Source organism: Streptomyces sp. NPDC088785 (genome assembly GCF_044750685.1).
Lineage (GTDB): Bacteria > Actinomycetota > Actinomycetes > Streptomycetales > Streptomycetaceae > Streptomyces.
In genome coordinates this window covers 205,556-229,853 of record NZ_JBIVKH010000007.1, presented here as the reverse complement: position 1 = coordinate 229,853, position 24,298 = coordinate 205,556, and the positions used below count along the sequence as shown (strand labels likewise).

Annotated in this window: 23 protein-coding genes; 1 reads left to right on the top strand and 22 read right to left on the bottom strand. The window is 71.8% G+C overall.

Going from position 1 to position 24,298, the window contains the following annotated elements:
- Positions 1–81 precede the first annotated feature (81 nt).
- The 11 genes from rpoZ to pyrR form a co-directional block, all read right to left on the bottom strand.
- Positions 82–354: a DNA-directed RNA polymerase subunit omega gene (gene rpoZ / locus ACIP5K_RS21570; protein ID WP_005319902.1), complete on the bottom strand. Its 273-nt coding sequence runs from the start codon at positions 352–354 to the stop codon at positions 82–84.
- 50 nt (positions 355–404) lie between these two features.
- Positions 405–962, bottom strand: coding sequence for a guanylate kinase (gmk, locus tag ACIP5K_RS21565; protein WP_401411718.1), 558 nt, complete (start codon positions 960–962; stop codon positions 405–407).
- A 62-nt stretch (positions 963–1,024) separates the two neighbouring features.
- Complete coding sequence (locus ACIP5K_RS21560) at positions 1,025–1,348, bottom strand: integration host factor (RefSeq protein ID WP_026246651.1); 324 nt, start codon at positions 1,346–1,348, stop codon at positions 1,025–1,027.
- Positions 1,349–1,623: 275 nt separating this feature from the next.
- Positions 1,624–2,472 carry an orotidine-5'-phosphate decarboxylase gene (gene pyrF, locus ACIP5K_RS21555; RefSeq protein WP_401411716.1) on the bottom strand — a complete coding sequence of 283 codons (849 nt, stop codon included), beginning with the start codon at positions 2,470–2,472 and terminating at the stop codon, positions 1,624–1,626.
- The gene (locus ACIP5K_RS21550) at positions 2,469–3,578 is read right to left on the bottom strand and encodes a quinone-dependent dihydroorotate dehydrogenase (RefSeq protein WP_401411714.1); all 1,110 of its coding nucleotides are present in this window, start codon (positions 3,576–3,578) and stop codon (positions 2,469–2,471) included. The genes pyrF and ACIP5K_RS21550 overlap by 4 nt, the downstream gene beginning before the upstream one ends.
- 79 nt (positions 3,579–3,657) lie before the next feature.
- Positions 3,658–6,966, bottom strand: coding sequence for a carbamoyl-phosphate synthase large subunit (carB, locus tag ACIP5K_RS21545; RefSeq protein WP_401411712.1), 3,309 nt, complete (start codon positions 6,964–6,966; stop codon positions 3,658–3,660).
- Positions 6,959–8,101: a glutamine-hydrolyzing carbamoyl-phosphate synthase small subunit gene (carA, locus tag ACIP5K_RS21540; RefSeq protein WP_401411710.1), complete on the bottom strand. Its 1,143-nt coding sequence runs from the start codon at positions 8,099–8,101 to the stop codon at positions 6,959–6,961. Before carA ends, carB begins: the two co-directional genes overlap by 8 nt.
- Positions 8,098–8,670, bottom strand: a complete 573-nt coding sequence (locus ACIP5K_RS21535; protein ID WP_401411708.1) for a hypothetical protein — start codon at positions 8,668–8,670, stop codon at positions 8,098–8,100. The genes carA and ACIP5K_RS21535 overlap by 4 nt, the downstream gene beginning before the upstream one ends.
- Positions 8,667–9,953: a dihydroorotase gene (locus ACIP5K_RS21530; RefSeq protein WP_401411705.1), complete on the bottom strand. Its 1,287-nt coding sequence runs from the start codon at positions 9,951–9,953 to the stop codon at positions 8,667–8,669. Before ACIP5K_RS21530 ends, ACIP5K_RS21535 begins: the two co-directional genes overlap by 4 nt.
- A 5-nt stretch (positions 9,954–9,958) precedes the next feature.
- On the bottom strand, positions 9,959–10,936 hold the full coding sequence (locus ACIP5K_RS21525) for an aspartate carbamoyltransferase catalytic subunit (RefSeq protein WP_401411704.1): 978 nt from the start codon (positions 10,934–10,936) through the stop codon (positions 9,959–9,961).
- A 101-nt stretch (positions 10,937–11,037) separates the two neighbouring features.
- Complete coding sequence (pyrR, locus tag ACIP5K_RS21520) at positions 11,038–11,610, bottom strand: bifunctional pyr operon transcriptional regulator/uracil phosphoribosyltransferase PyrR (protein ID WP_401411702.1); 573 nt, start codon at positions 11,608–11,610, stop codon at positions 11,038–11,040.
- Between the two features lie 243 nt (positions 11,611–11,853).
- On the opposite strand from pyrR, the gene bldD reads away from it, so the two are divergent.
- On the top strand, positions 11,854–12,354 hold the full coding sequence (gene bldD / locus ACIP5K_RS21515; protein WP_093894511.1) for a transcriptional regulator BldD: 501 nt from the start codon (positions 11,854–11,856) through the stop codon (positions 12,352–12,354).
- 81 nt (positions 12,355–12,435) lie between these two features.
- Here the strand turns inward: bldD and ACIP5K_RS21510 are convergent, their stop codons facing one another.
- From ACIP5K_RS21510 to mltG, 11 genes are all read right to left on the bottom strand, one after another.
- Positions 12,436–13,875, bottom strand: a complete 1,440-nt coding sequence (locus ACIP5K_RS21510) for a pyridoxal phosphate-dependent decarboxylase family protein (RefSeq protein ID WP_401411699.1) — start codon at positions 13,873–13,875, stop codon at positions 12,436–12,438.
- 95 nt (positions 13,876–13,970) lie between these two features.
- Positions 13,971–15,341, bottom strand: coding sequence for an MFS transporter (locus ACIP5K_RS21505; RefSeq protein WP_401411697.1), 1,371 nt, complete (start codon positions 15,339–15,341; stop codon positions 13,971–13,973).
- 102 nt (positions 15,342–15,443) lie between these two features.
- On the bottom strand, positions 15,444–15,878 hold the full coding sequence (gene nusB, locus ACIP5K_RS21500; protein ID WP_401411695.1) for a transcription antitermination factor NusB: 435 nt from the start codon (positions 15,876–15,878) through the stop codon (positions 15,444–15,446).
- Positions 15,879–15,880: 2 nt separating this feature from the next.
- Positions 15,881–16,447, bottom strand: coding sequence for an elongation factor P (gene efp / locus ACIP5K_RS21495; protein ID WP_111665655.1), 567 nt, complete (start codon positions 16,445–16,447; stop codon positions 15,881–15,883).
- Between the two features lie 61 nt (positions 16,448–16,508).
- On the bottom strand, positions 16,509–17,627 hold the full coding sequence (locus ACIP5K_RS21490; protein ID WP_401411694.1) for an aminopeptidase P family protein: 1,119 nt from the start codon (positions 17,625–17,627) through the stop codon (positions 16,509–16,511).
- 141 nt (positions 17,628–17,768) lie between these two features.
- Positions 17,769–18,584, bottom strand: a complete 816-nt coding sequence (locus tag ACIP5K_RS21485; RefSeq protein WP_401411692.1) for a Pro-rich N-terminal domain-containing protein — start codon at positions 18,582–18,584, stop codon at positions 17,769–17,771.
- Between the two features lie 134 nt (positions 18,585–18,718).
- Positions 18,719–19,810: a 3-dehydroquinate synthase gene (gene aroB / locus ACIP5K_RS21480; protein ID WP_401411690.1), complete on the bottom strand. Its 1,092-nt coding sequence runs from the start codon at positions 19,808–19,810 to the stop codon at positions 18,719–18,721.
- Positions 19,807–20,289, bottom strand: coding sequence for a shikimate kinase (locus tag ACIP5K_RS21475; RefSeq protein ID WP_401411862.1), 483 nt, complete (start codon positions 20,287–20,289; stop codon positions 19,807–19,809). Before ACIP5K_RS21475 ends, aroB begins: the two co-directional genes overlap by 4 nt.
- A gap of 29 nt (positions 20,290–20,318) precedes the next feature.
- The gene (gene aroC / locus ACIP5K_RS21470; RefSeq protein ID WP_401411688.1) at positions 20,319–21,503 is read right to left on the bottom strand and encodes a chorismate synthase; all 1,185 of its coding nucleotides are present in this window, start codon (positions 21,501–21,503) and stop codon (positions 20,319–20,321) included.
- A 167-nt stretch (positions 21,504–21,670) separates the two neighbouring features.
- Positions 21,671–22,510, bottom strand: a complete 840-nt coding sequence (locus ACIP5K_RS21465) for a shikimate dehydrogenase (protein WP_401411687.1) — start codon at positions 22,508–22,510, stop codon at positions 21,671–21,673.
- On the bottom strand, positions 22,488–24,227 hold the full coding sequence (gene mltG, locus ACIP5K_RS21460) for an endolytic transglycosylase MltG (RefSeq protein WP_401411685.1): 1,740 nt from the start codon (positions 24,225–24,227) through the stop codon (positions 22,488–22,490). The genes ACIP5K_RS21465 and mltG overlap by 23 nt, the downstream gene beginning before the upstream one ends.
- Positions 24,228–24,298: the final 71 nt, after the last annotated feature.

The following is a 24,298-nucleotide window of genomic DNA, read 5'->3' as shown; positions in this document are numbered from 1 at the left end:
CGTACGCCTCCATGACACACCACAGGCCCGGCAGTCGCGCTGCCGGGCCTGTGGTGACGTGAATGCTGCGAGAAACGGGTGCTACTGCGCGGGGCCCTCGATGGCCTCGGACGTCAGCAGGCCCGCGTTGATCTCGCGGAGGGCGATCGAGAGCGGCTTCTCGTGGACGTGGGTGTCCACCAGCGGGCCGACGTACTCGAGCAGGCCCTCACCGAGCTGCGAGTAGTACGCGTTGATCTGGCGCGCGCGCTTGGCGGCGTAGATGACCAGGCTGTACTTCGAGTCGGTTGCTTCGAGCAGCTCATCAATCGGCGGGTTGATGATGCCCTCGGGCGCGGTGATGGAAGAGGACACTCTCTGCCTTCCGATGGGGGCCGGGACCGGAGTCCCGACTGGGGTAAAGATCAAAGGACCTTCATCAAGGCTAGCAGCTCGCGGGCCACGTCCTCGACGGAGGTATTGACAAGCGTCGTGTCGAACTCCGCCTCGGAGGCCAGCTCCACCTTCGCGGTGTCGAGACGGCGCTCGATCACCTCGGCGGACTCGGTCCCCCGCCCGGTGAGCCGGCGCACCAGCTCCTCCCAGCTCGGCGGGGCGAGGAAGACCAGCTGCGCCTCGGGCATCGACTCGCGGACCAGACGGGCGCCCTGGAGGTCGATCTCCAGGAGCACCGGCTCGCCCGCTTCGAGGCGGTCGAGGACGGCACGTCGCGGAGTGCCGTAGCGGTTCCCCGCGAACTCGGCCCACTCCAGGAGCTCGCCGTTGGCGATCAGCTTGTCCATCTCCTCGTCGGTGACGAAGAAGTACTGGACACCGTGCTTCTCGCCCGGGCGCGGCCTGCGGGTCGTCGCCGACACCGAGAGCCAGACCTCGGGGTGTTCCTTGCGCATATGAGCGACGACCGTGCTCTTGCCGACCCCGGAGGGGCCGGAGAGCACGGTCAGCCGCGGACGTTCACTCATGCAGCGATTATTCCAGTTGTTCCGGAGTGCCCGGACCAGCCCCGGAGCCGGTCCGGAAGCACTCAGGCGCCGGTGCTGCCGAACTCGCGCTCCAGGGAGGCGATCTGGTTGGAACCGAGACCGCGCACCCGGCGGGATTCGGAGATCCCCAGACGCTCCATGATCTGCTTGGCGCGGACCTTGCCCACGCCCGGGAGGGACTCCAGCAGGGCGGAGACCTTCATCTTGCCGATGACGTCGTTCTCCTGGCCCTGCTTGATGACCTCGTGCAGCGAGGCACCGGAGTGCTTGAGTCGATTCTTGACCTCGGCCCGCTCCCGGCGAGCCGCGGCGGCCTTCTCGAGCGCGGCTGCGCGCTGTTCAGGGGTAAGGGGCGGAAGAGCCACGCCTACGTCACCTCGGATGTCGAACTGTCGGATACGGACCGGTGCGGAAGCTGGTCGCCCCACACCTGGTGAGCAACGGACAACGCCCTTGCCTGCGTTCGCCCGTTCGCTCTCGTCGGAGACTAGCGGCCACGGCGGTCAGAGTCAGCGAGAACAGCGGAAAAGTCCTGGTCAGCTGTGCCCAGGCCGTGCATTTCGGACATATCGTCCACTAAATCGGTCAGGATTCGGACGGCGGGCCCAAGGTAGGCACGCAGTGCCACCCGCGAACGGGCTCAGCCGGCGGTCCCGACCGCCGCACGCACCTCGTCCGCGAACCGCACGGCCGCGTCCCTCAGTGCCGTCACGGACGGCCCTTCCTCGAGCACGGCGCGGCTCACGTTCGGCACGACGTCGCGGACCGCGGAGCCGAAGACGGACGGCAGATCGGCCGCCGTCGCGCCCTGCGCGCCGATGCCGGGCGCGAGGAGCGGACCGTTGATCCCGAGCTCGTACCCGGACAGGTCGCCCAGGGTCGCGCCCACGACGGCGCCGAAGGAGCCCAGCGGGGTCGCGCCCGCGTTCTCCTCGGCGAGGTGGGCGAGCATCGTGGCGCCCACGTTCCGTCCGTCGGCCCGGACGGCGTGCTGGACCTCGCCGCCCTCCGGGTTGGAGGTGAGCGCGAGCACGAAGAGCCCGGCGCCGGACTCGCGCGCGAGGTCGACGGCCGGCCGCAGCGAGCCGTAGCCGAGATACGGCGACACGGTCAGGGCGTCCGAGAACAGCGGGGAGCCCGGGTCCAGGAAGGTCTGCGCGTACGCGGCCATGGTCGAGCCGATGTCGCCGCGCTTGGCGTCCATGACGACGAGGGTGCCCGCGGCCCGCAGGTCCGCGACGGCCCGCTCCAGCACGGCGACACCGCGCGAGCCGAACCGCTCGAAGAAGGCCATCTGCGGCTTGACCACGGCGACCGTCCCGGCCAGCGCCTCGACGGTGGTGCGGGTGAAGGTCTCCAGGCCCGCGATGTCGTCCTCCAGGCCCCAGGAGGCCAGCAGGGCGGCGTGCGGGTCGATGCCGACGCAAAGCGGCCCGCGCTCGTCCATGGCGCGGCGCAGGCGGGCACCGAAGGGTGCGAGGACTGTCATGCGGCGGCGGCCTTCTTCCGGACATCGGCGCCGACGGCGTCGGCGAGCGTGGCGTACGGCGAGTTGTTCAGGCGGGCGGCGAGGCCCTTGTGGATCGCGCGGGCGTAGAACGGGCCCTCGTAGATGAAGGCCGAGTAGCCCTGGACGAGCGTGGCGCCGGCCAGGATGCGCCGCCAGGCGTCCTCGGCGTTCTCGACGCCGCCGACGCCCACGAGGGTGATCCGGTCGCCCACGCGCGCGTACAGGCGGCTGAGGACCTCCAGGGAGCGCTCCTTGAGGGGCGCGCCGGACAGGCCGCCGGTCTCGTTCACGACGTCGCCCCGGGTCGTCAGGCCCGCGCGGGAGATCGTCGTGTTCGTGGCGATGATGCCGTCGAGGCCCAGCTCGACGGCGAGGTCGGCGACGGCGTCGACGTCCTCGTCGGCGAGGTCGGGCGCGATCTTCACCAGGAGGGGGACGCGGCGCGAGCGCACGGTGCGGTCGGCGGCCTCGCGCACGGCGGTCAGCAGCGGGCGCAGCGCCTCGGTCGCCTGGAGGTTGCGCAGGCCCGGCGTGTTCGGCGAGGAGACGTTGACCACGAGGTAGTCCGCGAAGGCGGCCAGCCGCTCGGTGGACTTCACGTAGTCGCCGACGGCCTCGGCCTCGGGGACGACCTTGGTCTTGCCGATGTTCACGCCGACGGTGGTCCGGAAGGCCGGGGTGCGGGAGGCCAGGCGGGCGGCGACGGCCAGCGAGCCCTCGTTGTTGAAGCCCATGCGGTTGATCAGCGCGCGGTCCTGCACGAGGCGGAAGAGGCGCTTGCCGGGGTTGCCGGGCTGCGGCTCGCCGGTGACGGTGCCGATCTCGATGTGGTCGAAGCCGAGCATCGACATGCCGTCGATCGCGACGGCGTTCTTGTCGAAGCCGGCGGCGAGCCCGAAGGGGCCGTGCATGCGCAGGCCGAGGGCCTCGGTGCGCAGCTCCTTGTGGCGGGGGGCGAAGACGGCCGCCACGAAGGTGCGCAGCACGGGGATGCGGGCCGCGAGGCGGATCCAGCGGAAGGCGAGGTGGTGCGCCCGCTCGGGGTCCATGCGCCGGAAGACGAGGCGGAAGAACAACTTGTACATGACTGACGTCCTAGGGGTGCTCATGAGGCGGTGGGCTCATGAAGAGGGGGACACCGTTTCGGTGTCCCCCTCCGGGCTGCTAGTCGCGGGCCGCGGTCAGGTGCTCCGCGTGTTCCTGGAGTGAGCTGACGCCCACGTCGCCGTGGTTGAGCGCGTCGATGCCCTGGACGGCGGCCGCGAGGGCCTGGACCGTGGTGAGGCAGGGCACGGAGCGGGCCACGGCGGCCGTCCGGATCTCGTAGCCGTCGAGCCGGCCGCCGGTGCCGTACGGCGTGTTGACGATCAGGTCGACGCCGCCGTCGTGGATCAGCTGGACGATCGTCTTCTCGCCGCCCGGGCCCTCGCCCTCGGACTGCTTGCGCACGACGGTGGCGTTGATGCCGTTGCGCTTGAGCACCTCGGCCGTGCCGGACGTGGCGAGCAGCTCGAAGCCGTGGGCGACCAGCTCGCGCGCCGGGAAGATCATCGAGCGCTTGTCGCGGTTGGCGACCGAGATGAAGGCGCGGCCCTTGGTGGGCAGCGGGCCGTAGGCGCCCGCCTGCGACTTGGCGTAGGCCGTGCCGAAGACGGAGTCGATGCCCATGACCTCGCCGGTGGAGCGCATCTCCGGGCCGAGGACGGTGTCGACGCCGCGGCCGTGGATGTCGCGGAAGCGCGACCACGGCATGACGGCCTCCTTGACGGAGATCGGCGCGTCCAGCGGCAGGGTGCCGCCGTCGCCGGTCCTCGGCAGCAGGCCCTCGGCGCGCAGCTCGGCGACGGTGGCGCCCAGCGAGATGCGGGCGGCGGCCTTGGCGAGCGGCACCGCGGTCGCCTTCGAGGTGAAGGGGACGGTCCGCGAGGCGCGCGGGTTGGCCTCCAGGACGTAGAGGATGTCGCCGGCCATGGCGAACTGGATGTTGATCAGTCCGCGCACGCCGACGCCCTTGGCGATGGCCTCGGTCGAGACGCGCAGCCGCTTGATGTCGTGGCCGCCGAGGGTGATCGGGGGCAGGGCGCACGCCGAGTCGCCGGAGTGGATGCCGGCTTCCTCGATGTGCTCCATGACGCCGCCGAGGTAGAGCTCCTCGCCGTCGTAGAGGGCGTCGACGTCGATCTCGATGGCGTCGTCGAGGAAGCGGTCCACGAGGACCGGCCGCGAGGGGCTGATCTCGGTGGACTCCTCGATGTACGAGGACAGGCGGGCCTCGTCGTAGACGATCTCCATGCCGCGGCCGCCGAGGACGTACGACGGGCGGACGAGGACGGGGTAGCCGATCTCGTCGGCGATCGCCTTGGCCTCGGTGAAGGTGGTGGCGGTGCCGTGCTTCGGGGCGGGCAGGCCCGCCTCGGCGAGGACGCGGCCGAAGGCGCCGCGGTCCTCGGCGGCGTGGATCGCCTCCGGCGGGGTGCCGACGACGGGGACGCCGTTGTCCTTCAGGGCCTGCGCGAGGCCCAGCGGGGTCTGGCCGCCGAGCTGCACGATGACGCCCGCGAGCGGGCCGGCGAGGGACTCGGCGTGCACGATCTCCAGCACGTCCTCCAGCGTCAGCGGCTCGAAGTAGAGGCGGTCGGAGGTGTCGTAGTCGGTGGAGACCGTCTCGGGGTTGCAGTTGACCATCACGGTCTCGTAGCCCGCGTCGCTGAGCGCGAAGGAGGCGTGGACGCAGGAGTAGTCGAACTCGATGCCCTGGCCGATGCGGTTCGGGCCCGAGCCCAGGATGATCACGGCGGGCCTGGTGCGCGGCGCGACCTCCGACTCCTCGTCGTACGAGGAGTAGAAGTACGGCGTCTTCGCGGCGAACTCGGCGGCGCAGGTGTCGACCGTCTTGTAGACCGGGCGGACCCCGAGCGCGTGCCGGACCTCGCGGACGACGTCCTCGCGCAGGCCGCGGATCTCGGCGATCTGGTGGTCGGAGAAGCCGTGGCGCTTGGCCTCGGCGAGCAGCGCGGCGTCGAGGCGCTCGACGGCGGCGAGCTCGTCGGCGACCTCCTTGATCAGGAACAGCTGGTCGACGAACCACGGGTCGATCTTCGTGTAGTCGAAGACCTCCTCGGGGGTGGCGCCGGCCCGGATCGCCTCCATGACGGTGTTGATCCGGCCGTCGGTCGGGCGGACGGCCTCTTCGAGGAGGGCGGTCTTGTCGCCGACCGGGCCGACGAAGGTGAACTGGCTGCCCTTCTTCTCCAGGGAGCGCAGCGCCTTCTGGAAGGCCTCGGTGAAGTTGCGGCCGATGGCCATGGCCTCGCCGACCGACTTCATGGTGGTGGTCAGCGTGGAGTCGGCGCTCGGGAACTTCTCGAACGCGAATCGCGGAGCCTTCACGACCACGTAGTCGAGGGTCGGCTCGAAGGAGGCCGGCGTCTTCTCCGTGATGTCGTTGGGGATCTCGTCGAGCGTGTACCCCACGGCCAACTTGGCGGCGATCTTCGCGATCGGGAAGCCGGTCGCCTTGGATGCGAGGGCCGAGGAGCGCGAGACGCGCGGGTTCATCTCGATGACGATGATGCGGCCGTCGACGGGGTCGATCGCGAACTGGATGTTGCAGCCGCCGGTGTCGACGCCGACCTCGCGGATGATCGCGATGCCGATGTCGCGCAGCCGCTGGTACTCGCGGTCGGTCAGCGTCATCGAGGGCGCGACGGTGATCGAGTCGCCGGTGTGCACGCCCATCGGGTCGAAGTTCTCGATGGAGCAGACGACCACGACGTTGTCGTTCTTGTCGCGCATCAGCTCCAGCTCGTACTCCTTCCAGCCGAGGATGGACTCCTCCAGGAGCACCTCGGTGGTGGGGGACAGGGTCAGGCCCTGGCCGGCGATGCGGCGCAGCTCCTCCTCGTCGTGGGCGAAGCCGGAGCCGGCGCCGCCCATGGTGAAGGAGGGGCGCACGACGACGGGGTAGCCGCCGAGCGTGTCGACGCCCTTCAGGACGTCGTCCATGGAGTGGCAGATGACCGAGCGGGCGGACTCGCCGTGGCCGATCTTCTTGCGGACCTCCTCGACGACGCCCTTGAAGAGGTCGCGGTCCTCGCCCTTGTTGATCGCCTCGACGTTGGCGCCGATCAGCTCGACGCCGTACTTCTCGAGGACGCCCTGCTCGTGCATGGAGATGGCCGTGTTGAGGGCCGTCTGCCCGCCGAGGGTCGGCAGCAGCGCGTCGGGGCGCTCCTTGGCGATGATCTTCTCGACGAACTCGGGGGTGATCGGCTCGACGTACGTGGCGTCGGCGATCTCCGGGTCGGTCATGATCGTCGCGGGGTTGGAGTTCACGAGGATGACCCGCAGGCCCTCGGACTTCAGCACGCGGCACGCCTGGGTGCCGGAGTAGTCGAACTCGGCGGCCTGGCCGATGACGATCGGGCCGGAGCCGATGACCAGGACGGACTGGATATCGGAGCGCTTAGGCACGCTGGCCCTCCATCAGGGAGACGAAACGGTCGAACAGGTAGGCGGCGTCGTGCGGACCGGCCGCGGCCTCGGGGTGGTACTGGACGGAGAAGGCCGGCCGGTCGAGCAGCTGGAGGCCCTCGACGACCTGGTCGTTCAGGCAGACGTGGGAGACCTCGGCGCGGCCGAAGGGGGTCTCGCTCACCCGGTCGAGCGGCGCGTCCACGGCGAAGCCGTGGTTGTGCGCGGTGACCTCGACCTTGCCGGTGGTGCGGTCCTGCACCGGCTGGTTGATGCCGCGGTGGCCGTACTTCAGCTTGTAGGTGCCGAAGCCGAGGGCGCGGCCGAGGATCTGGTTGCCGAAGCAGATGCCGAACAGCGGCGTCCCGCGCTCCAGGACGGCGGTCATCAGGGCGACCGGGCCCTCGGCGGTGGCGGGGTCGCCGGGGCCGTTGGAGAAGAACACGCCGTCGGGGGCGACGGCGTAGACGTCGTCCGCGGTGGCGGTGGCGGGGAGCACGTGCACCTCGATGCCGCGCTCGGCCATGCGGTGCGGGGTCATGCCCTTGATGCCGAGGTCGATCGCGGCGACGGTGAACTTCTTCTCACCGACCGCGGGCACCACGTAGGCCTCCTTGGTGGCGACCTCCTCGTACAGGCTCGCGCCCTTCATCTGGGGCTGGGACTGGACCTTGCCGACCAGCTCGGCGTCGGCCGGCAGCGTCTCGCCGGAGAAGATGCCCGAGCGCATCGAGCCGCGCTCGCGCAGGTGGCGGGTGAGGGCGCGGGTGTCGATGCCGGAGATGCCGACGATGTTCTGGGCGACGAGCTCGTCGTCGAGGGAGCGGCGCGCGCGCCAGTTCGAGGGGATGCGGGCGGGGTCGCGCACGACGTAGCCCGAGACCCAGATGCGGGACGACTCGTCGTCCTCGTCGTTCCAGCCCGTGTTGCCGATCTGCGGGGCGGTGGCGACCACGATCTGGCGGTCGTACGACGGGTCGGTCAGGGTCTCCTGGTAGCCGGTCATGCCGGTGGAGAACACGGCCTCGCCGAAGGTCTCCCCCACGGCCCCGTAGGCGCGGCCGCGGAACACCCGGCCGTCCTCCAGGACGAGAACGGCGGGAACTTTGCTGGTTCCCCTGGTGGAGGTGGTCATCGTGCGGTGCCTTCCGTCGTGAGGGGCGTCTTGGGGGTTGCGTTGATGGTGGTGACCCACGCGGCGTGCTCGGCGGCCGTGTCCGAGCGGAACCCGGAGTCGATCAGCCGGTCGCCGTGGCTCCAGGTGACGATCAGCAGGCCGCCCTCGGTGAGGACCTTGCCGGCGATGCCCTTGTCGAGCCGGGCCTCGCGCAGCGCCGCGGCGGGGACGAAGAAGTCGCTCGCTCCCGGGCGTACGACGTTCAGTCCCTCGTCGGTGAGGGTCAGCTCCACGCGGCTGCGGGTGCCGAGGCCGTGCGCCACGATGCGGTCGAGCCACTGCCCGGCGCTGGTCGAGCCGTGGTAGCGACCGCTCAGCTCCAGTTTCGCCGGGCTCTGCGCGCTCGGCGCGGCGGGCAGCGGCGGCAGGTCGCCCTGGAGGGTGCCGCGCCACTTCCAGCCCTGGCGCATCAGCCAGTACACGAGCGCGATGAAGAGGAGGAGCCCGACGATCCAGCCGATCCGGTCGGGCCAGTCGGTCACGTCCGCCGACTTCTGTTCGGCGGCCAGGTGCAGCAGAGGTGTCACGCGAGCTTCCCGTCGGCGAGGGTGGCCTTGCCCCGCAGCCAGGTGTGGGTGACGCGCCCCGGCAGCTCACGGCCCTCGTACGGGGTGTTGCGGCTGCGGGAGGCGAAGCCCGCGGGGTCCACTGCACCACGGTAGTCGGCGTCGACCAGAACCAGGTTGGCGGGCTCACCTGCCGAGACGGGACGTCCATGACCGGTGGCCCGGCCGATCGCGGCGGGCCTGGCGGACATCCGGTCGGCGACGCCGGCCCAGTCGAGCAGTCCGGTCTCGACCATCGTCTGCTGGACGACGCTCAGCGCGGTCTCCAGGCCGACCATGCCCATGGCGGCGGCGGCCCACTCGCAGTCCTTGTCCTCGTGCGGGTGCGGGGCGTGGTCGGTGGCGACGATGTCGATGGTGCCGTCGGCGAGCGCCTCGCGCAGCGCCCTGACGTCCTTCTCGGTGCGCAGCGGCGGGTTCACCTTGTAGACCGGGTCGTACGAGCGCACCAGCTCGTCGGTGAGGAGCAGGTGGTGCGGGGTGACCTCGGCGGTGACGTCGATGCCGCGGGACTTGGCCCAGCGCACGATCTCCACCGACCCGGCGGTCGACAGGTGGCAGATGTGGACGCGGGACCCGACGTGCTCGGCGAGCAGGACGTCGCGGGCGATGATCGACTCCTCGGCGACGGCGGGCCAGCCGCCCAGGCCCAGCTCGGCGGAGACGGTGCCCTCGTTCATCTGGGCGCCCTCGGTGAGGCGGGGCTCCTGCGCGTGCTGGGCGACGACGCCGCCGAAGGCCTTCACGTACTCCAGGGCGCGGCGCATGATCACGGCGTCGTGGACGCACTTGCCGTCGTCGGAGAAGACGGTGACGCCGGCGGCGGACTCGTGCATGGCGCCCAGCTCGGCGAGCTTGGCGCCCTCCAGGCCGACGGTGACGGCGCCGATGGGCTGCACGTCGCAGTAGCCGTGCTCCTGGCCGAGCCGGTAGACCTGCTCGACGACGCCGGCGGTGTCGGCGACGGGGAAGGTGTTGGCCATGGCGAACACGGCGGTGTAGCCGCCGGTGGCGGCGGCCCGGGTGCCGGTCAGGACGGTCTCGGAGTCTTCGCGGCCGGGCTCGCGCAGGTGGGTGTGGAGGTCGACGAGGCCCGGCAGGAGGACCTTGCCGTCGGCCTCGACGACCTCGGCGCCCTCGGCGCTCAGGCCGGTGCCGACCTCGGCGATGGTCGCGCCGTCGATCAGGACGTCCTGCGGCTCGCCGCCGAGCACCTTCGCACCACGGATCAGGATCTTGCTCATGTCGTTCAGTTCCCCTCGGTACGGGTGTGCGTGACGGCGGGCTCGTTGCCGCCCAGAAGCAGGTAGAGGACGGCCATCCGGGTGTGGACCCCGTTGGCGACCTGTTCGACGACCGTGCAGCGCTCGGAGTCGGCGACCTCGGCGGTGATCTCCATGCCGCGGACCATCGGGCCCGGGTGCATCACGATGGCGTGCCCGGGCATCCGCGCCATGCGGTCGCCGTCGAGGCCGTAGCGGCGGCTGTACTCGCGCTCGGTCGGGAAGAAGGCGGCGTTCATGCGCTCGCGCTGCACGCGGAGCATCATCACGGCGTCCGTCTTCGGCAGCGTGCTGTCCAGGTCGTAGCTGACCTCGCAGGGCCAGGACTCGACGCCGACGGGCAGCAGGGTGGGCGGCGCGACCAGGGTGACCTGGGCGCCGAGCGTGTGCAGCAGGTCGACGTTCGAGCGGGCGACGCGGCTGTGCAGGACGTCGCCGACCAGGGTGACGCGCTTGCCGTCCAGGCCCTGGCCGATCCCGGTGTCCGGGCCGACCAGGCGGCGGCGCATGGTGAAGGCGTCGAGCAGTGCCTGGGTCGGGTGCTGGTGGGTGCCGTCGCCGGCGTTGATGACGGGGGCGTCGATCCAGCCGGAGGTCGCGAGCCGGTAGGGGGCGCCGGAGGCGCTGTGCCGGATGACGACCGCGTCGACGCCCATGGCCTCCAGCGTCTGCGCGGTGTCCTTCAGGGACTCCCCCTTGGAGACGCTGGAGCCCTTGGCGGCGAAGTTGATGACGTCGGCGGACAGGCGCTTCTCGGCGGCCTCGAACGAGATCCGCGTCCGCGTCGAGTCCTCGAAGAAGAGGTTGCAGATGGTCCGGCCGCGCAGCGCGGGCAGCTTCTTGATGGGCCGGTCGGCGACCCGCGCCATCTCCTCGGCGGTGTCGAGGACGAGGACGGCGTCGTCGCGGGTGAGGTCGGCGGCCGAGATGAGGTGTCGCATCATCGGGGGTGCTCCGTAGGGAAGTTCAGGGCGTTTCGGGGCATGCGGGCGCGCGCGGGCGCACCTGTCTCGCCGTACGGGCGTGCGTACGGCGGGAGAGGTGGCTACTGCTCGGCCGCCTCGGGGTCCGGCTTGGCGCCGAGCAGCACGGCGTCCCGGCCGTCCTCCTCGGAGAGCTGGACCTTGACCGTCTCCCGCAGCGACGTGGGGAGGTTCTTGCCGACGTAGTCGGCGCGGATCGGGAGCTCGCGGTGGCCCCGGTCGACGAGGACCGCGAGCTGCACGGCGCGCGGGCGCCCGATGTCGTTCAGGGCGTCGAGGGCGGCGCGGATGGTGCGGCCCGAGAAGAGCACGTCGTCGACGAGGACGACGAGCCGGCCGTCGATGCCCTCGGCGGGGATGTCGGTGCGGGCCAGTGCGCGCGGCGGGTGCATCCGCAGGTCGTCGCGGTACATGGTGATGTCCAGCGAGCCGACGGGCACGGCGCGGCCGGTGACCTCGTCGAGCTTCTCGGCCAGGCGGCGGGCGAGGAAGACGCCCCGGGTGGGAATGCCCAGGAGCACGACGTCCTCGGCGCCCTTGGCGCGCTCGACGATCTCGTGGGCGATACGGGTCAGTACCCGCGCGATGTCAGGGCCTTCGAGAACGGACCTGGCGTCGGAATTCTGCGTGTCCATACGAAACGGACCCCCTTCTCCGCCTCACGGGACGGATCTTAAAGGACGTCGGATTTGCGCCATCCACATTACCAGCCCCGAAACGGCGCTGATCACCCCCCTGAAGGTGCGGGATCGGCGGATTCGGGAGATGGTCGGTACGGACCATTCGGCTTGACGCGGCCAAGTAACGCTGCGTAACCTCACAGTGAGTTACCAGCCACGCGGCGCAGCCGCTAAGTGATGCAGTGTCCGGGGAGCTATATGTCCAGCGAATACGCCAAACAGCTCGGGGCGAAGCTCCGCGCGATCCGTACCCAGCAGGGCCTTTCCCTCCACGGTGTCGAGGAGAAGTCCCAGGGCCGCTGGAAGGCGGTCGTGGTCGGTTCGTACGAGCGCGGTGACCGTGCCGTGACCGTGCAGCGCCTCGCCGAGCTGGCGGACTTCTACGGCGTGCCCGTGCAGGAGCTGTTGCCGGGGACCACTCCGGGCGGCGCCGCCGAGCCCCCGCCGAAGCTCGTCCTGGACCTGGAGCGCCTGGCCCACGTGCCGCCGGAGAAGGCGGGCCCGTTGCAGCGCTACGCCGCCACGATCCAGTCGCAGCGCGGTGACTACAACGGCAAGGTGCTGTCCATCCGCCAGGACGACCTGCGCACGCTCGCGGTCATCTACGACCAGTCGCCCTCGGTTCTCACCGAGCAGCTGATCAGCTGGGGCGTGCTGGACGCCGACGCGCGTCGCGCCGTGGCCCACGAAGAGGCCTGAGCCGTCGTCCGTTCAGCGGACCGATACAGAAGAAACGTCACATCGAGGGGGCGGAGCCGGTCGGCTCCGCCCCTTCGCGCGTCAGCGGCCCGTCGTGTACAGCCGCCCGATGACCTCGGGCAGCAGCCGCTCGCTCAGTCTCGGCGGCAGCGCCTGGAGGACCGCGAGGACGGGCGCCATCCGGCGCGGCAGCGCCCCGCCCTCCCCCACGCCCGCGAGGGCCAGCGCGATCTCCACCTCGTCGGAGGTCAGCGCGTCCGGGTCCAGCGAGCCGGCGGCCTCGATGATCGCCGGGTCGATCCGCACCGGTCCGGCCGCCCGCGCCCGGCCCACGGCCCTGTCCAGCTCGTCGAGCAGCACCCGGACGGTCTCCGCGTCCGCGACCGCCGCCGTCACGGTCAGGTGGAGATTGGCGGGCGAGGCCCCGAAGGCCGGCTGCGGCTGGAGGTACCAGCCGCTCTCGCGCATCTCGTCCGCCACGACGAACACATCCACCTCGGGGTCGTCGGAGGCGAGCGCGAGGAGCGACGCCTCCGGCGGGGCGAGCAGTCGCAGTCCGTCGATGCGTCCGACACCCTCGGCGAGATCCCGCGTCGTCCGGTGTACGCGCGTCGACAGCGCGGTGTAACCGTCGGTCCCGACCCGCTCGGTCACCGCCCAGGCCGCGGCGAGCGGTCCGGCCGCCTTGGTGCCCTGGAGGGTGGAGTTGACCACGGGGTAGCCGGGCCAGGAGGCGTGTGCGAACCATCCGTGACGGCGCAGTCCGGCCTCGGCGAAGAGGAGCAGCGAGGCGCCCTTCGCGGCGTACCCGTACTTGTGCAGATCGACGGAGAGCGAGGTCACGCCGGGGACGGTGAGCCCGAAGTCGGGGATGTCCGGGGCGTCCGCCGCCCGCCTGAGGTGGCCCAGGTACCAGCCGCCGATGCAGGCGTCCACGTGGCAGAGCACCCCGCGCGCGGCGGCCAGGGCGGCGACCTCGGCGACCGGGTCGACGACCCCGTGCGCGTAGCTCGGGGCGGAGACGACGACCAGGGCCGTGCGCTCGGTGAGCGCGTCGGCGACGTCGGCGGGCCGCACCTTGAAGGTGTCCGGGTCGACGGGCACGGTCACGACGTCGAGCCCGAACAGGTCGGCCGCCTTGTGGAAGGCCGCGTGCGCGGTGTCGGGGAGCACCAGCTCGGGCCGGGTCACCCCCCGTGTCCTGCGCGCGTGCTGACGGGCCGTCAGGACAGCGAGGAGGCAGCTCTCGGTGCCGCCGCTGGTGAAGGTGCCCGCCTCCCCGCCGAGCAGGTCGGTGGCCCGCCGCACCAGGTCGTTCTCCAGCTCCACGACGCTGGGGAAGGCCGTCATGTCGAGGCCGTTGACCCCGGCGAAGGCGGCATGCGCGGCGCTCGCGAGCTCTTCGAGGCCGTCGAGCCCGGAGTCGTAGACGTAGGCCATGGTGCGGCCGCCGCGCGTGGGCAGGTCGCCCGCGCGCAGCTCGGCGAGCCGCTCCAGGATCGCGTCGTGGTCGGTACTCATCGCGGAACTCTCCTCGTGGTGCGGGGCGGTGGCGGTGCGGCGGGCGGACAACGGGAGGACGAAGGGCCGGGAAGGGCGGCGGGCGGCCGTCGGGATCAGGCGGTGGTCCGGGTGCCGGCCGCGTCCCGCAACCGGGTCAGTTCGGTCTCGGTGAGCCGGTAGCGGGCCAGCAGGGGCAGGCTCAGGAGCAGCAGGGCGGCGGGCAGCACCCCGAACCCGGTCACGATCGCGGTGAGCGCGGAGCCGGGCTGGGCCACCCGGTGGTCGGCGTCGGACGAGACGAAGCCGCCGAGCGAGAGCACGAGTCCGAACAGGCCGGGCCCCAGCGCGAGTCCGAGGGTCTCGCCCGCGGTCCACAGCCCGGTGAAGACGCCCGCCCGGCGCCGCCCGCTGGTGTACGCGTCGGCGGCGACGGCGTCGCCGAGCATGGCGAGCGGCAGCATCTGCATGCCCGCGTACCCGATCCCGGCCAGCGCCACGGCCGCGTAGATCAGGGCGTCGGGCAGGTGCCGGCCGGCGGCCGCGCCCAGCGCGCCGACGAGGAAGCAGAGCGAGGCGGCGATCGCCGCGTCGCGCTTGCCGGTGCGGCGGCCGACGGCGAGCCACAGCGGCATGGCGAGCAGGGACGGCACGATGAGGCAGGCGAAGAGGACGGTGGTGGCGCCCGGCCGGTCCAGGATGTACGTGGCGAAGTACTGGGTGCCCGCGAGCATCAGGCCGGTCGCGGCGGCCTGCACGACGAAGGCGGCGAGCAGCCGGGCGAAGGGCGCGTTGCCGCGGGCCGCCCGCAGCTGGGCGCGCAGGTTCGGCTCGCTGGTGGTGCGGACGACGGCCGGGGCGCCGGCCGTCGCGCCGACGGCGGCGAGCATGCCGCAGGCGAGGACGGCGCCGACGGCCAGGCCCATCAGCCGGTAGCCGTCCGCGCTCCCCCGGTCGTCCCCCGTGGAGCCCGCGAGCACCGGCGCGACCGCGCCGGCCAGCAGGATCGCGACGGCGAGGAAGGCGACGCGCCAGGACATCACGCGGGCCCGCTCGTCGGGGTCGTCGGTGAGTTCCGCGGGCAGGGCGACGTACGGGACCTGGAAGAAGGCGTACGCGGAGGCCGTCAGCAGGAAGAGGACGGCCACATAGGCGGCCGCGGGGCCGCCTTCGAGGCCGCCGGGCGCCGCGAACATGGCGGCGAAACAGAGCGGCATGGTGACGGCGCCGAGCAGCATCCAGGAGCGGCGCGGGCCGAAGCGGGAGCGGGTGCTGCGGTCGGAGAGGCTGCCGATCCACGGGTTGAGCAGCACGTCCCACGCCTTGGGCAGGAAGATCAGGAGCCCGGCGAGGCCGGCGCCGACGCCGAGGACGTCGGTCAGGTAGTAGAGCAGCAGCAGACCGGGGACGGTGCCGAAGGTGCCGGTGGCGAAGGAGCCGAGGCCGTAGCCGATCCGGACCCGCGCGGGGAGGCCTGAGGGGGACATGGCGTGAACCTACGCAGGATCCCCGGGAACGCACCAGGCCCGAAGCAGAACAATGTTCATGTTCCGCTCCGGGCCTGCGAGCTTGCTGAGCGACTGCGGCTTTTATGCCTCGTCGCGGCGCAGCGACGGCTTCAGGTCCTTGAAGCGGGCCAGAAGTCCGTTGATGAACGCCGGGGACTCGTCGGTGGAGAATTCCTTGGCCAGGGAGACGGCCTCGTCGAGCACCACGGCGTCCGGGGTCCCGTCGACCCAGATCAGCTCGTACGCGCCGAGCCGCAGGATGTTGCGGTCGACGACGGGCATCCGGTCGAGGGTCCAGTCGACGGCGTACTGCGAGATCAGGTCGTCGATCCGGCGCGCCTTGGGGGCGTACCCCTCGACCAGCTCCATCGTGTACTCGCTGACGGGCGGCTGCTGCGGGTCGCTGTGCGAGTTCTTGATCCAGTCGGCGAGGACCGTGACGACGTCGGCGCCGCGCTGGTCGGCCTCGAAGAGGATCTGGAAGGCTCGCTTGCGGGCCGTGTTACGGGCGGCCACGGTTAGCTGTTCACCCGGCCGAGGTAGCTGCTGTCACGGGTGTCGACCTTGATCTTCTCGCCCGTCGTGATGAAGAGCGGGACCTGGATCTGGTGGTCCGTCTCCAGCGTGGCGGGCTTGGTGCCGCCGGTGGACCGGTCGCCCTGGACGCCCGGCTCGGTCTCCTTGACGACCAGCTCGACGGCGGCCGGCAGCTCGACGAAGAGCACCTCGCCCTCGTGCTGGGCGACCGTGGCGGTGAAGCCCTCGATCAGGAAGTTGGCGGCGTCGCCGACGGCCTTGCGGTCGACCATGAGCTGGTCGTAGGTCTCCATGTCCATGAAGACGAAGTACTCGCCGTCCATGTACGAGAACTGCATGTCGCGCTTGTCGACAGTGGCCGTCTCGACCTTGACGCCGGCGTTGAACGTCTTGTCGACGACCTTGCCGGAGAGCACGTTCTTGAGCTTGGTGCGCACGAAGGCAGGGCCCTTGCCGGGCTTGACGTGCTGGAACTCGACGACGGACCAGAGCTGGCCCCCGTCGAGCTTGAGCACCAGGCCGTTCTTGAGGTCGTTCGTGGAAGCCACGGTTGCGGAATCTCCTGGACTGACGTGGACGACCCCGGGTCCCGCGTCCAGCCCTGCGGGGCTAGAGCGCGAGCAGCTCCTTGGTCGTGATGGTGAGTAGCTCGGGTCCGCCGTCCGCCTCGGGGCGGACGACGAGCGTGTCATCGATCCGGACGCCGCCCCGGCCCGGGAGGTGGACCCCCGGTTCGACGGTGACCGGCACACAAGCGTCAAGTTTACCCATGGCGGCGGGGGCCAACTGCGGGTCCTCGTCGATTTCGAGTCCCACCCCGTGTCCGGTCAGCTCCGCGAGTCCGTCACCATACCCTGCGCCGTCCAGGACGTGACGGGCGGCCCGGTCCACGTCCCGGCACGGCACACCCGGCAGCAGACTCTCCCGGCCGGCCCGCTGAGCGGCGAAGACGAGGTCGTAGAGATCGATCTGCCAGTCCGCGGGCGAGGTGCCGATGACGAAGGTGCGGCCGATCTCGCAGCGGTAGCCGCGGTAGGCGGCGCCCAGGCAGACGGACAGGAAATCGCCCTCCTCGACCCTGCGGTCGCCGGGCCGGTGCCCGGTACGTCCCGAGTGCGGCCCGGTGCCGACGGACGTGGGGAAGGCGGGCCCGTCGGCACCGTGGTCGACAAGTCGACGTTCCAGTTCCAGGGCGAGATGCCGCTCGGTCCGGCCGACGAGGATCGATTCGAGGAGTTCGCCCAGCGCCTGGTCGGCGATCTCGGCGGCGATCCGCAGACAGGAGATCTCCTCCTCGTCCTTGACCAGCCGCAACTGCTCGACGGCCCGGTCGAGGCCGGTCAGCCGCAGCCTCGGCGCGACCGAGCCGAGCGCCCGGTGCCGGGTCACCGTCAGGTGGTGCTCCTCGACGGCGAGCGAGTCGACGCCCTGGGCCGCCGCCCGCTCCGCGGCGGCCACGGCCGCGTCCCCGGCGGGCGCGGACAGCACCTGGATCCGCAGCTCCTCGTCGGCCCGGCCCTCCGCGGCCTGTCCGCTCGGCGGGCGGGCGCACAGCAGCAGATCGTCACCGCCGCCGGGCTCCCGGCCCAGCAGGAGCACCGCGCCGTGCGGCGCCGCTCCGGCGAGGTAGCGGACGTTGGCGGGCCGCGACACCAGCGCGCCCGCACTGCCGCTCGCTGTCGCGCGCTCTCTCAGCCGGTCCCGTCGGGCCGCGTACACCTCTGCCATGAGGCCGAGCGTACGAGCGGGCGCCCGCCCCGGCCGGTTCAGCGCGTCCGGACGGGCGGCGCACGCCCGTGACCAGGGGCGTCGGGGGCGTCGGGGGCGCCGGGCCCGCCCGGAGGGCCGGCGCCGCTCAGCGGCGCCGGTTCACCACTGGGGCGGGCTCGCGATGGCGCGGGCCAGCACCTCGTCCAGCACCTGCGCCGTGCCGGGGACGTCGAGCTGGGAGTTGTCGACGATCGGCAGGCCCGAGCCGTACCAGCCCGCCATGCGCCCGTGGATCCGGGCGACCTCTTCGTCGGTCAGCCGGCGGTTGCCGCTGCGCTGGGCGTTGCGCTCCAGGACGATCTCCAGTCCCGGCAGCAGGACGACGGGCAGCAGCCCGGGCCCCACGTGCCGCTTCCAGCCACCGAGACCGACGACCGGCCGGTCGGGGAAGACGGCGTCGTCGAGGATGCAGGAGATCCCGTTCGCCAGGAAGTTGCGCGCGGCGAAGCCACAGGTGCGGCGGGCCAGCCGGTACTGCGCCTCGCTGTTGTCGTTCCAGCCGGCCTGCGGGTCCGCGAACCCCGAGCGCACCCATTCCCGTACGTCGTCCAGGCTGATGTGGGCCGTCGGGACGCGGCGGCGCTCCGCCCAGTACTTGGCGACGCTGGTCTTCCCGGCGCCCGCGGGGCCGATCAGCAGGACCGCGAGGATCGTGTTGCCCGGGTCGGCGGGGGCCTGCGCGGGCGGCGGGCTCGGCACGGCGACCGGGCCGCCGGGCGGCAGCTGCACATGGCCGGTGGTGTCCCGGCGCGGCGGCACCGGCTGGTGCGGGTGCGGCGGGACGGGCGGGTGGTGCGGGGCGCCGGCGAAACCGGGCGCGCCGGGCTGCTGCGCCTGGCTCCCGGGGGTGGCCGGGCCCGGTCCGTGCCCCGGCCGATGGGGCGGTGGCAGCGGCGACCCCACTGCGTGCTGCATCCGGTGCCACTCCGTCTCGTACAACCGTCAGGGAGGCGTCGGCGAACCGAGCGCTATCGAACGGTACCGTCCCGGGCCGACGTTGTGTGAACGGCCCGGGCGGCCGGAACGTGCCCGCCCCTCGACGACCAGGCTTATTCGGCCACTTCGCCGTAGGCGGCGAGCAGGACGGCGGGGTCCGGGCCCTCCAGGACGGTGGGCTTGCCGAGGCCGTCGAGGACGATGAAGCGCAGCAGGTCGCCGCGGGACTTCTTGTCGACCTTCATGGTCTCCAGCAGCTTGGGCCACTGGTCGTAGCGGTACGACAGCGGCAGTCCCACGGACTCCAGGACGGTGCGGTGGCGGTCGGCGGTGGCGTCGTCCAACCGCCCGGCCAGACGGCCGAGTTCGGCGGCGAAGTGCATGCCGACGGAGACGGCGGCGCCGTGCCGCCACTTGTAGCGCTCGTTCTTCTCGATGGCGTGGGCCAGCGTGTGCCCGTAGTTGAGGATCTCGCGCAGGCCCGACTCCTTGAGGTCGGAGGAGACCACCTCGGCCTTGACCTTGATGGCGCGCTCGATCAGCTCGGCGGTGTGCCGGCCCGCGGGGGTCCGCGCCGCCTGCGGGTCCTCCTCCACCAGCTCCAGGATCCGCTCGTCGGCGATGAATCCGGCCTTGATGACCTCGGCCAGCCCGGACACGTAGTCGTGGACCGGGAGCGAGTCGAGGGCGGCCAGGTCGCAGAGGACGCCGGCCGGCGGGTGGAAGGCGCCGACGAGGTTCTTGCCCTCGGCGGTGTTGATGCCGGTCTTGCCGCCGACCGCCGCGTCCACCATGGCGAGCACGGTGGTCGGAATGGCGATCCAGCGCACGCCGCGCAGCCAGGTCGCGGCCACGAACCCGGCGAGGTCGGTGGTCGCGCCGCCGCCGACGCCGACGATGACGTCGGAGCGGGTGAAGTTCGACTGGCCGAGCGCCTTCCAGCAGTAGGCGGCGACCTCGGCGGTCTTCGCCTCCTCCGCGTTCGGCACCTGGATGGCGACGGCCTCGAAGCCCTGGTCGGCCAGGTCCGCGCGGAGCGCCTCGCCGGTCTCGGCCAGCGCCTCGGGGTGCACGATGGCCACCCGCTTGACCCGGTCGCCGATCAACTGGCCCAGCTCGCCCAGGAGCTGACGGCCCACCAGTACCTCATAGGGATCGGTGCCCGCGGTGCCGCCGACCTGGATCCGGGTGATCTGCTCGCTCATGCCTGCTTCAACTCCAGTGCGTCGAGGACGGCCGCCGCGACCTCGTCGGGTGTGCGGCCGTCGGTGGCGACGACCACCCGGGCGACCTCGGTGTACAGATGGCGGCGCGCCTCCATCAACTCCCGCCACTGCTTGCGGGGGTTGACGGCGAGCAGCGGCCTGGCCACGTTGAGACCGGTCCGCTTGACCGCCTCCTCCACGTCCATCGAGAGGAAGACGACGGGCCGCCCGTCGAGCAGTGCCCGGGTGCCGGCGTCGAGGATCGCCCCGCCGCCGAGCGCGAGGACCCCCTCGTGCGCGGCGAGCGCCGTGGCGACGGCCGCCTTCTCGACGGCGCGGAAACTGTCCTCGCCCTCGTCGACGAAGATGTCGGCGATGGTCCGGCCCTGCGCGGCCACGATGTCGTCGTCGGTGTCCCGGTAGGTGCAGCCGAGCCGCTCGGCGAGCAGCGCGCCCACCGTCGACTTGCCCACGCCCATCGGCCCGACGAGGACGATCCTCGGCCCGGTCACCGGATGTGGAGGTTGTCGAGGTAGGACCGCACGTTGCGCCGGGTCTCGGGCACGCTGTCGCCGCCGAACTTCTCCGCGACGGCGTCCGCGAGGACGAGGGCGACCATGGCCTCGGCGACGATGCCGGCGGCCGGTACGGCGGAGACGTCGGAGCGCTGGTGGTGGGCCTGCGTGGCCTCGCCGGTGGCGACGTCGACGGTCTTCAGGGCGCGCGGCACGGTCGCGATCGGCTTCATCGCGGCGCGGACCCGCAGCAGCTCACCGGTGGTCAGTCCGCCCTCGGTGCCGCCGGACCGGCCGGAGACGCGGCGGATGCCCTCGGCGGTGTTGACGATCTCGTCGTGGGCCTGCGAGCCCGGCACCCGCGCCAGGTCGAAGCCGTCGCCGATCTCGACGCCCTTGATCGCCTGGATGCCCATGAGGGCGCCCGCGAGCCGGGCGTCCAGCTTGCGGTCCCAGTGCACGTGCGAGCCGAGCCCGACCGGCACGTCGTAGGCGAGCACCTCGACGACACCGCCGAGCGTGTCGCCGTCCTTGTGGGCCTGGTCGACCTCCGCGACCATGGCCTTCGAGGCGACGGCGTCCAGGCAGCGCAGCGGGTCGGCGTCCAGCTTCTCCACGTCGGCCGGCGTCGGGTACACGCCGTGCGGGGCCTTGACGGAGCACAGCTCGACGACGTGGCTGACGATCTCGATGCCGGCGGTCTCCTTGAGGTACGACCGGGCGATCGCGCCGAGGGCCACCCGGGCCGCGGTCTCGCGGGCCGAGGCGCGCTCCAGGATCGGCCGGGCCTCGTCGAAGCCGTACTTCTGCATGCCCGCGAGGTCGGCGTGGCCGGGCCGGGGCCGGGTCAGCGGCGCGTTGCGCGCGAGGTCCTTGAGGATCTCGGGGTCGACGGGGTCGGCCGCCATGACCTGCTCCCACTTCGGCCACTCGGTGTTGCCCACCATGACCGCGACCGGGGAGCCCAGCGTCAGGCCGTGCCGGACGCCGCCCAGGAAGGTGACCTCGTCCTGCTCGAACTTCATGCGCGCGCCGCGGCCATAGCCGAGGCGCCGCCGTGCGAGGTGGTCCGCCACCATCTCCGTGGTGATCGGAACGCCGGCGGGAAGTCCCTCCAGCGTCGCGACAAGTGCGGGTCCGTGCGACTCCCCCGCGGTCAGCCAGCGCAACCTGCTCAACGGTGCTCCTCATGCTCGCGCTCTGCGTAACGGCTCTGCGGGCGGCGCCGGACGGCACATGTGACCGGCCCACCGCGCATCCTCCGATCCTCCCATGCCCGGCCAGGGGCTCGTCCCGGTGTCCGCCTTGCGGACGTCGGGTGAGACGGGGAACACGCGGGCGGCGGTCAGCCGAGCGACCGCAGCGCCTCCTCGCGCATCGCGCCGAGGACCGGCCGGGTGTCGCCGGTGAACTGTTCGAACTGGAAGACGGCCTGGTGCACGAGCAGGTCGAGGCCGCTGAGCACGGGTCCGCCGCGCCGCTGCCAGGCCGCCGCGAGCGGCGTCGGCCACGGATCGTAGATCACGTCGAACAGGGTGCCCACCTGTGCGGGCACCGCGTCGACCAGGTGGTCGGTGCTGCCCTTGGGCGTCGTCGATATGACCAGCGGCGCCTCGAAGGCGCGGGCCGCGTCGTCCCAGGCGGCGATGCGCACGGGGACGCCGAGCCGCTCGCCCCAGCCGCGCATCTCGTCGGCCCGTCGCCCGCTGCGGACGTGGACGACGACCTCGCCCGTGCAGATCCGGGCCAGCGCGGCGAGCGCCGAGGACGCGGTGGCGCCCGCGCCGAGGATCGCGGCGGACCCGACCTTCTCGACGCCCTGCTCGTGCAGCGCGGCGACCAGGCCGGGGATGTCGGTGTTGTCGCCGGTCCGGCGCCCGTCGGCGTGGAAGACGACGGTGTTGACCGCCTCGACCGAGGCGGCGGCGCCGGTGATCCCGTCGAGCAGCGGGATCACCGCGCGCTTCAGCGGCATCGTGAGCGACAGCCCGGCCCACTCCCGCGCGCCGAGGCCGCGGAGGAACCCGGGCAGCGCCGCCTCGTCGACGTCGAACCGGTCGTACGTCCATCCGTCCAGGCCGAGGGCCCGGTACGCCGCGGTGTGCAGCCGCGGCGAGAGCGAGTGGGCGATGGGGGAACCGAGGACCGCGGCGCGGCGCGCGTCAGTTGCCCTGCTGGCTGGCATTGAACTTGTCCTTCAGCTTCTCGAACTCTGCGTTGGTCTTGGCGAACTCGGTCTTGTGCATGCCGTCGGTCGCCACGAAGTACAGCCAGCCGTCGCTGGTCGGGTGCAGCGTGGCGGCCAGCGCCTCGTCGCCGGGGTTGCCGATCGGTCCGGGCGGCAGCCCCTTGTGGAAGTAGGTGTTGTACGGGTCCGAGTCGCTGTTGATCGCGGACTCGCCGATGTTGATGTTGCTCTGGCCCTTGGCGTAGTTGTACGTCGAGTCGAACTGGAGCTTGCCGACGGTCTCCATGTTGCCGGGCTTGAGCCGGTTGTAGACGACCTCGGCCATCTTGCGGAAGTCGTCGTGCGTCTTGCCCTCGGCCTGCACGAGGCTGGCGACGGTGAGCACCTGCCACGGGCCGTCGAGGCCGAGCTTCGCGGCCTGGCCCTCCAGGTCGAGCCGCTTGTAGTTCTCGTCGGCCCGCTCGACCATCTGCTGGAGCACGTCCTCGGGCTTCATGCCCTTGGCGACCGCGTAGCTCGACGGGTAGAGGAAGCCTTCCAGCGGGTCCTTGACGTCCTTGTGGTTGAGCGCCCAGGACGGCAGGCCCAGGTCCTTGTAGTCGCTCTTGGCGACCTTGGCCGTGGTGCCGGGGTCGAGGTCCAGCTTGGCGTCGATCTTCTTGTAGACCTTGGCGTTGCGCATGCCCTCGGAGACGATCATGTTGGCTTTGCTCTTCGGGCTGAGCATCAGCTTGACCGCGCTGCCGGCCGACATCTCCCTCTGGAGGATGTAGGCGCCGGCCTGGATCGTCTTGCCCTGCGGGTTGGCGGACTGGGCCGCGACGAAGGCGTCGACGCTCTGCACGACACCGGCCGCCTTGAGCTTCTGGCCGATGGTGTAGCCGTCCGAGCCCTTGTCGATGACGACGCTGACCGTCTCGCCGTTGCCGTCGCCCGCGTAGTCCGGTGCCCCGCCGAAGCGGTCCTGGTAGAACTGGTAGCCGAAATAGCCGACGCCGCCGACACCGGCCGCGAAGATCACCGTGAGCACCAGGCAGGCACAGCCGCTGCGGCGCTTCTTCGGTTTGCGGCCGCCGCGCCGCGAGCCCCGGTCGTCGTCCTCGTCGTCGTCCCCGCCGCCGTTGAAGAACGCGTCCTCGCCCTGGTCGGGGCCCGCGTCCCACTCCGTCTGCGGCTCGGGGGCGCGCCGCCGGCCCGGCGGTTCCGGCGGGGGGTAGGCGTCGGGGGTGCTGTAGTAGTCCGGCTGGTCGCCGCCCTGATAGGCGGCCTGGTGGCCGGTGTTGTACGGGTCCGTGGGGTCGATGCCGTACGGGGCCTGCCCGCCCTGGCCGCCGGGGTCCCAACCGCTCTGGTCCTGGCTCTGCTGCTGCCCGCCGTACCCCTGCCGCCCGTACGCCGGGTCCTGACCGTACGCCGGGTCCTGGCCGTACCCCGGGCCCTGGCCGTACCCGGGGTTCTGGTCGTAGCCGGAGCCCTGACCGTAGGCGGGGTCCTGGCCGTAACCGGGGTCCTGGCCGTAGCCGTGACCGTCCTGCTGTTGGCCCTGGGTCCAGTCACCGCCGTAGCCCTGCTGCGGCTGCTGCGGGTCGTACTGCCCCTGGCCGCCGTAGGCAGCCTGGCCGTGGCCGGCCTGCTGCCCCCACCCCTGGTCCCCGTACAGCGGGTCCGCGGGGTGCCACGGTTCGGAGCCTTGGCCCCGGCCATAATCAGTCATCGGTCCCCTACAAGCCGCGAGGCGGGAAGGGCCCGATTTCCGGTCAGGAGGGCAACCGTTCCGCCTCTTGA

Coding starts and splice junctions, on each gene's coding strand:
- pyrF (WP_401411716.1), bottom strand. CDS start 2,472: ATGACAGTCCTCGCACCCTTCGGTGCCCGCCTGCGCCGCGCCATGGAC.
- mltG (WP_401411685.1), bottom strand. CDS start 24,227: ATGACTGATTATGGCCGGGGCCAAGGCTCCGAACCGTGGCACCCCGCG.
- ACIP5K_RS21510 (WP_401411699.1), bottom strand. CDS start 13,875: ATGAGTACCGACCACGACGCGATCCTGGAGCGGCTCGCCGAGCTGCGC.
- pyrR (WP_401411702.1), bottom strand. CDS start 11,610: ATGGACACGCAGAATTCCGACGCCAGGTCCGTTCTCGAAGGCCCTGAC.
- bldD (WP_093894511.1), top strand. CDS start 11,854: ATGTCCAGCGAATACGCCAAACAGCTCGGGGCGAAGCTCCGCGCGATC.
- gmk (WP_401411718.1), bottom strand. CDS start 962: ATGAGTGAACGTCCGCGGCTGACCGTGCTCTCCGGCCCCTCCGGGGTC.
- ACIP5K_RS21530 (WP_401411705.1), bottom strand. CDS start 9,953: ATGAGCAAGATCCTGATCCGTGGTGCGAAGGTGCTCGGCGGCGAGCCG.
- ACIP5K_RS21485 (WP_401411692.1), bottom strand. CDS start 18,584: ATGCAGCACGCAGTGGGGTCGCCGCTGCCACCGCCCCATCGGCCGGGG.
- carA (WP_401411710.1), bottom strand. CDS start 8,101: ATGACCACCTCCACCAGGGGAACCAGCAAAGTTCCCGCCGTTCTCGTC.
- aroB (WP_401411690.1), bottom strand. CDS start 19,810: ATGAGCGAGCAGATCACCCGGATCCAGGTCGGCGGCACCGCGGGCACC.
- ACIP5K_RS21525 (WP_401411704.1), bottom strand. CDS start 10,936: ATGATGCGACACCTCATCTCGGCCGCCGACCTCACCCGCGACGACGCC.
- ACIP5K_RS21465 (WP_401411687.1), bottom strand. CDS start 22,510: ATGCCAGCCAGCAGGGCAACTGACGCGCGCCGCGCCGCGGTCCTCGGT.
- ACIP5K_RS21550 (WP_401411714.1), bottom strand. CDS start 3,578: ATGTACAAGTTGTTCTTCCGCCTCGTCTTCCGGCGCATGGACCCCGAG.
- ACIP5K_RS21475 (WP_401411862.1), bottom strand. CDS start 20,289: ATGGGCGTGGGCAAGTCGACGGTGGGCGCGCTGCTCGCCGAGCGGCTC.
- ACIP5K_RS21505 (WP_401411697.1), bottom strand. CDS start 15,341: ATGTCCCCCTCAGGCCTCCCCGCGCGGGTCCGGATCGGCTACGGCCTC.
- ACIP5K_RS21490 (WP_401411694.1), bottom strand. CDS start 17,627: ATGGCAGAGGTGTACGCGGCCCGACGGGACCGGCTGAGAGAGCGCGCG.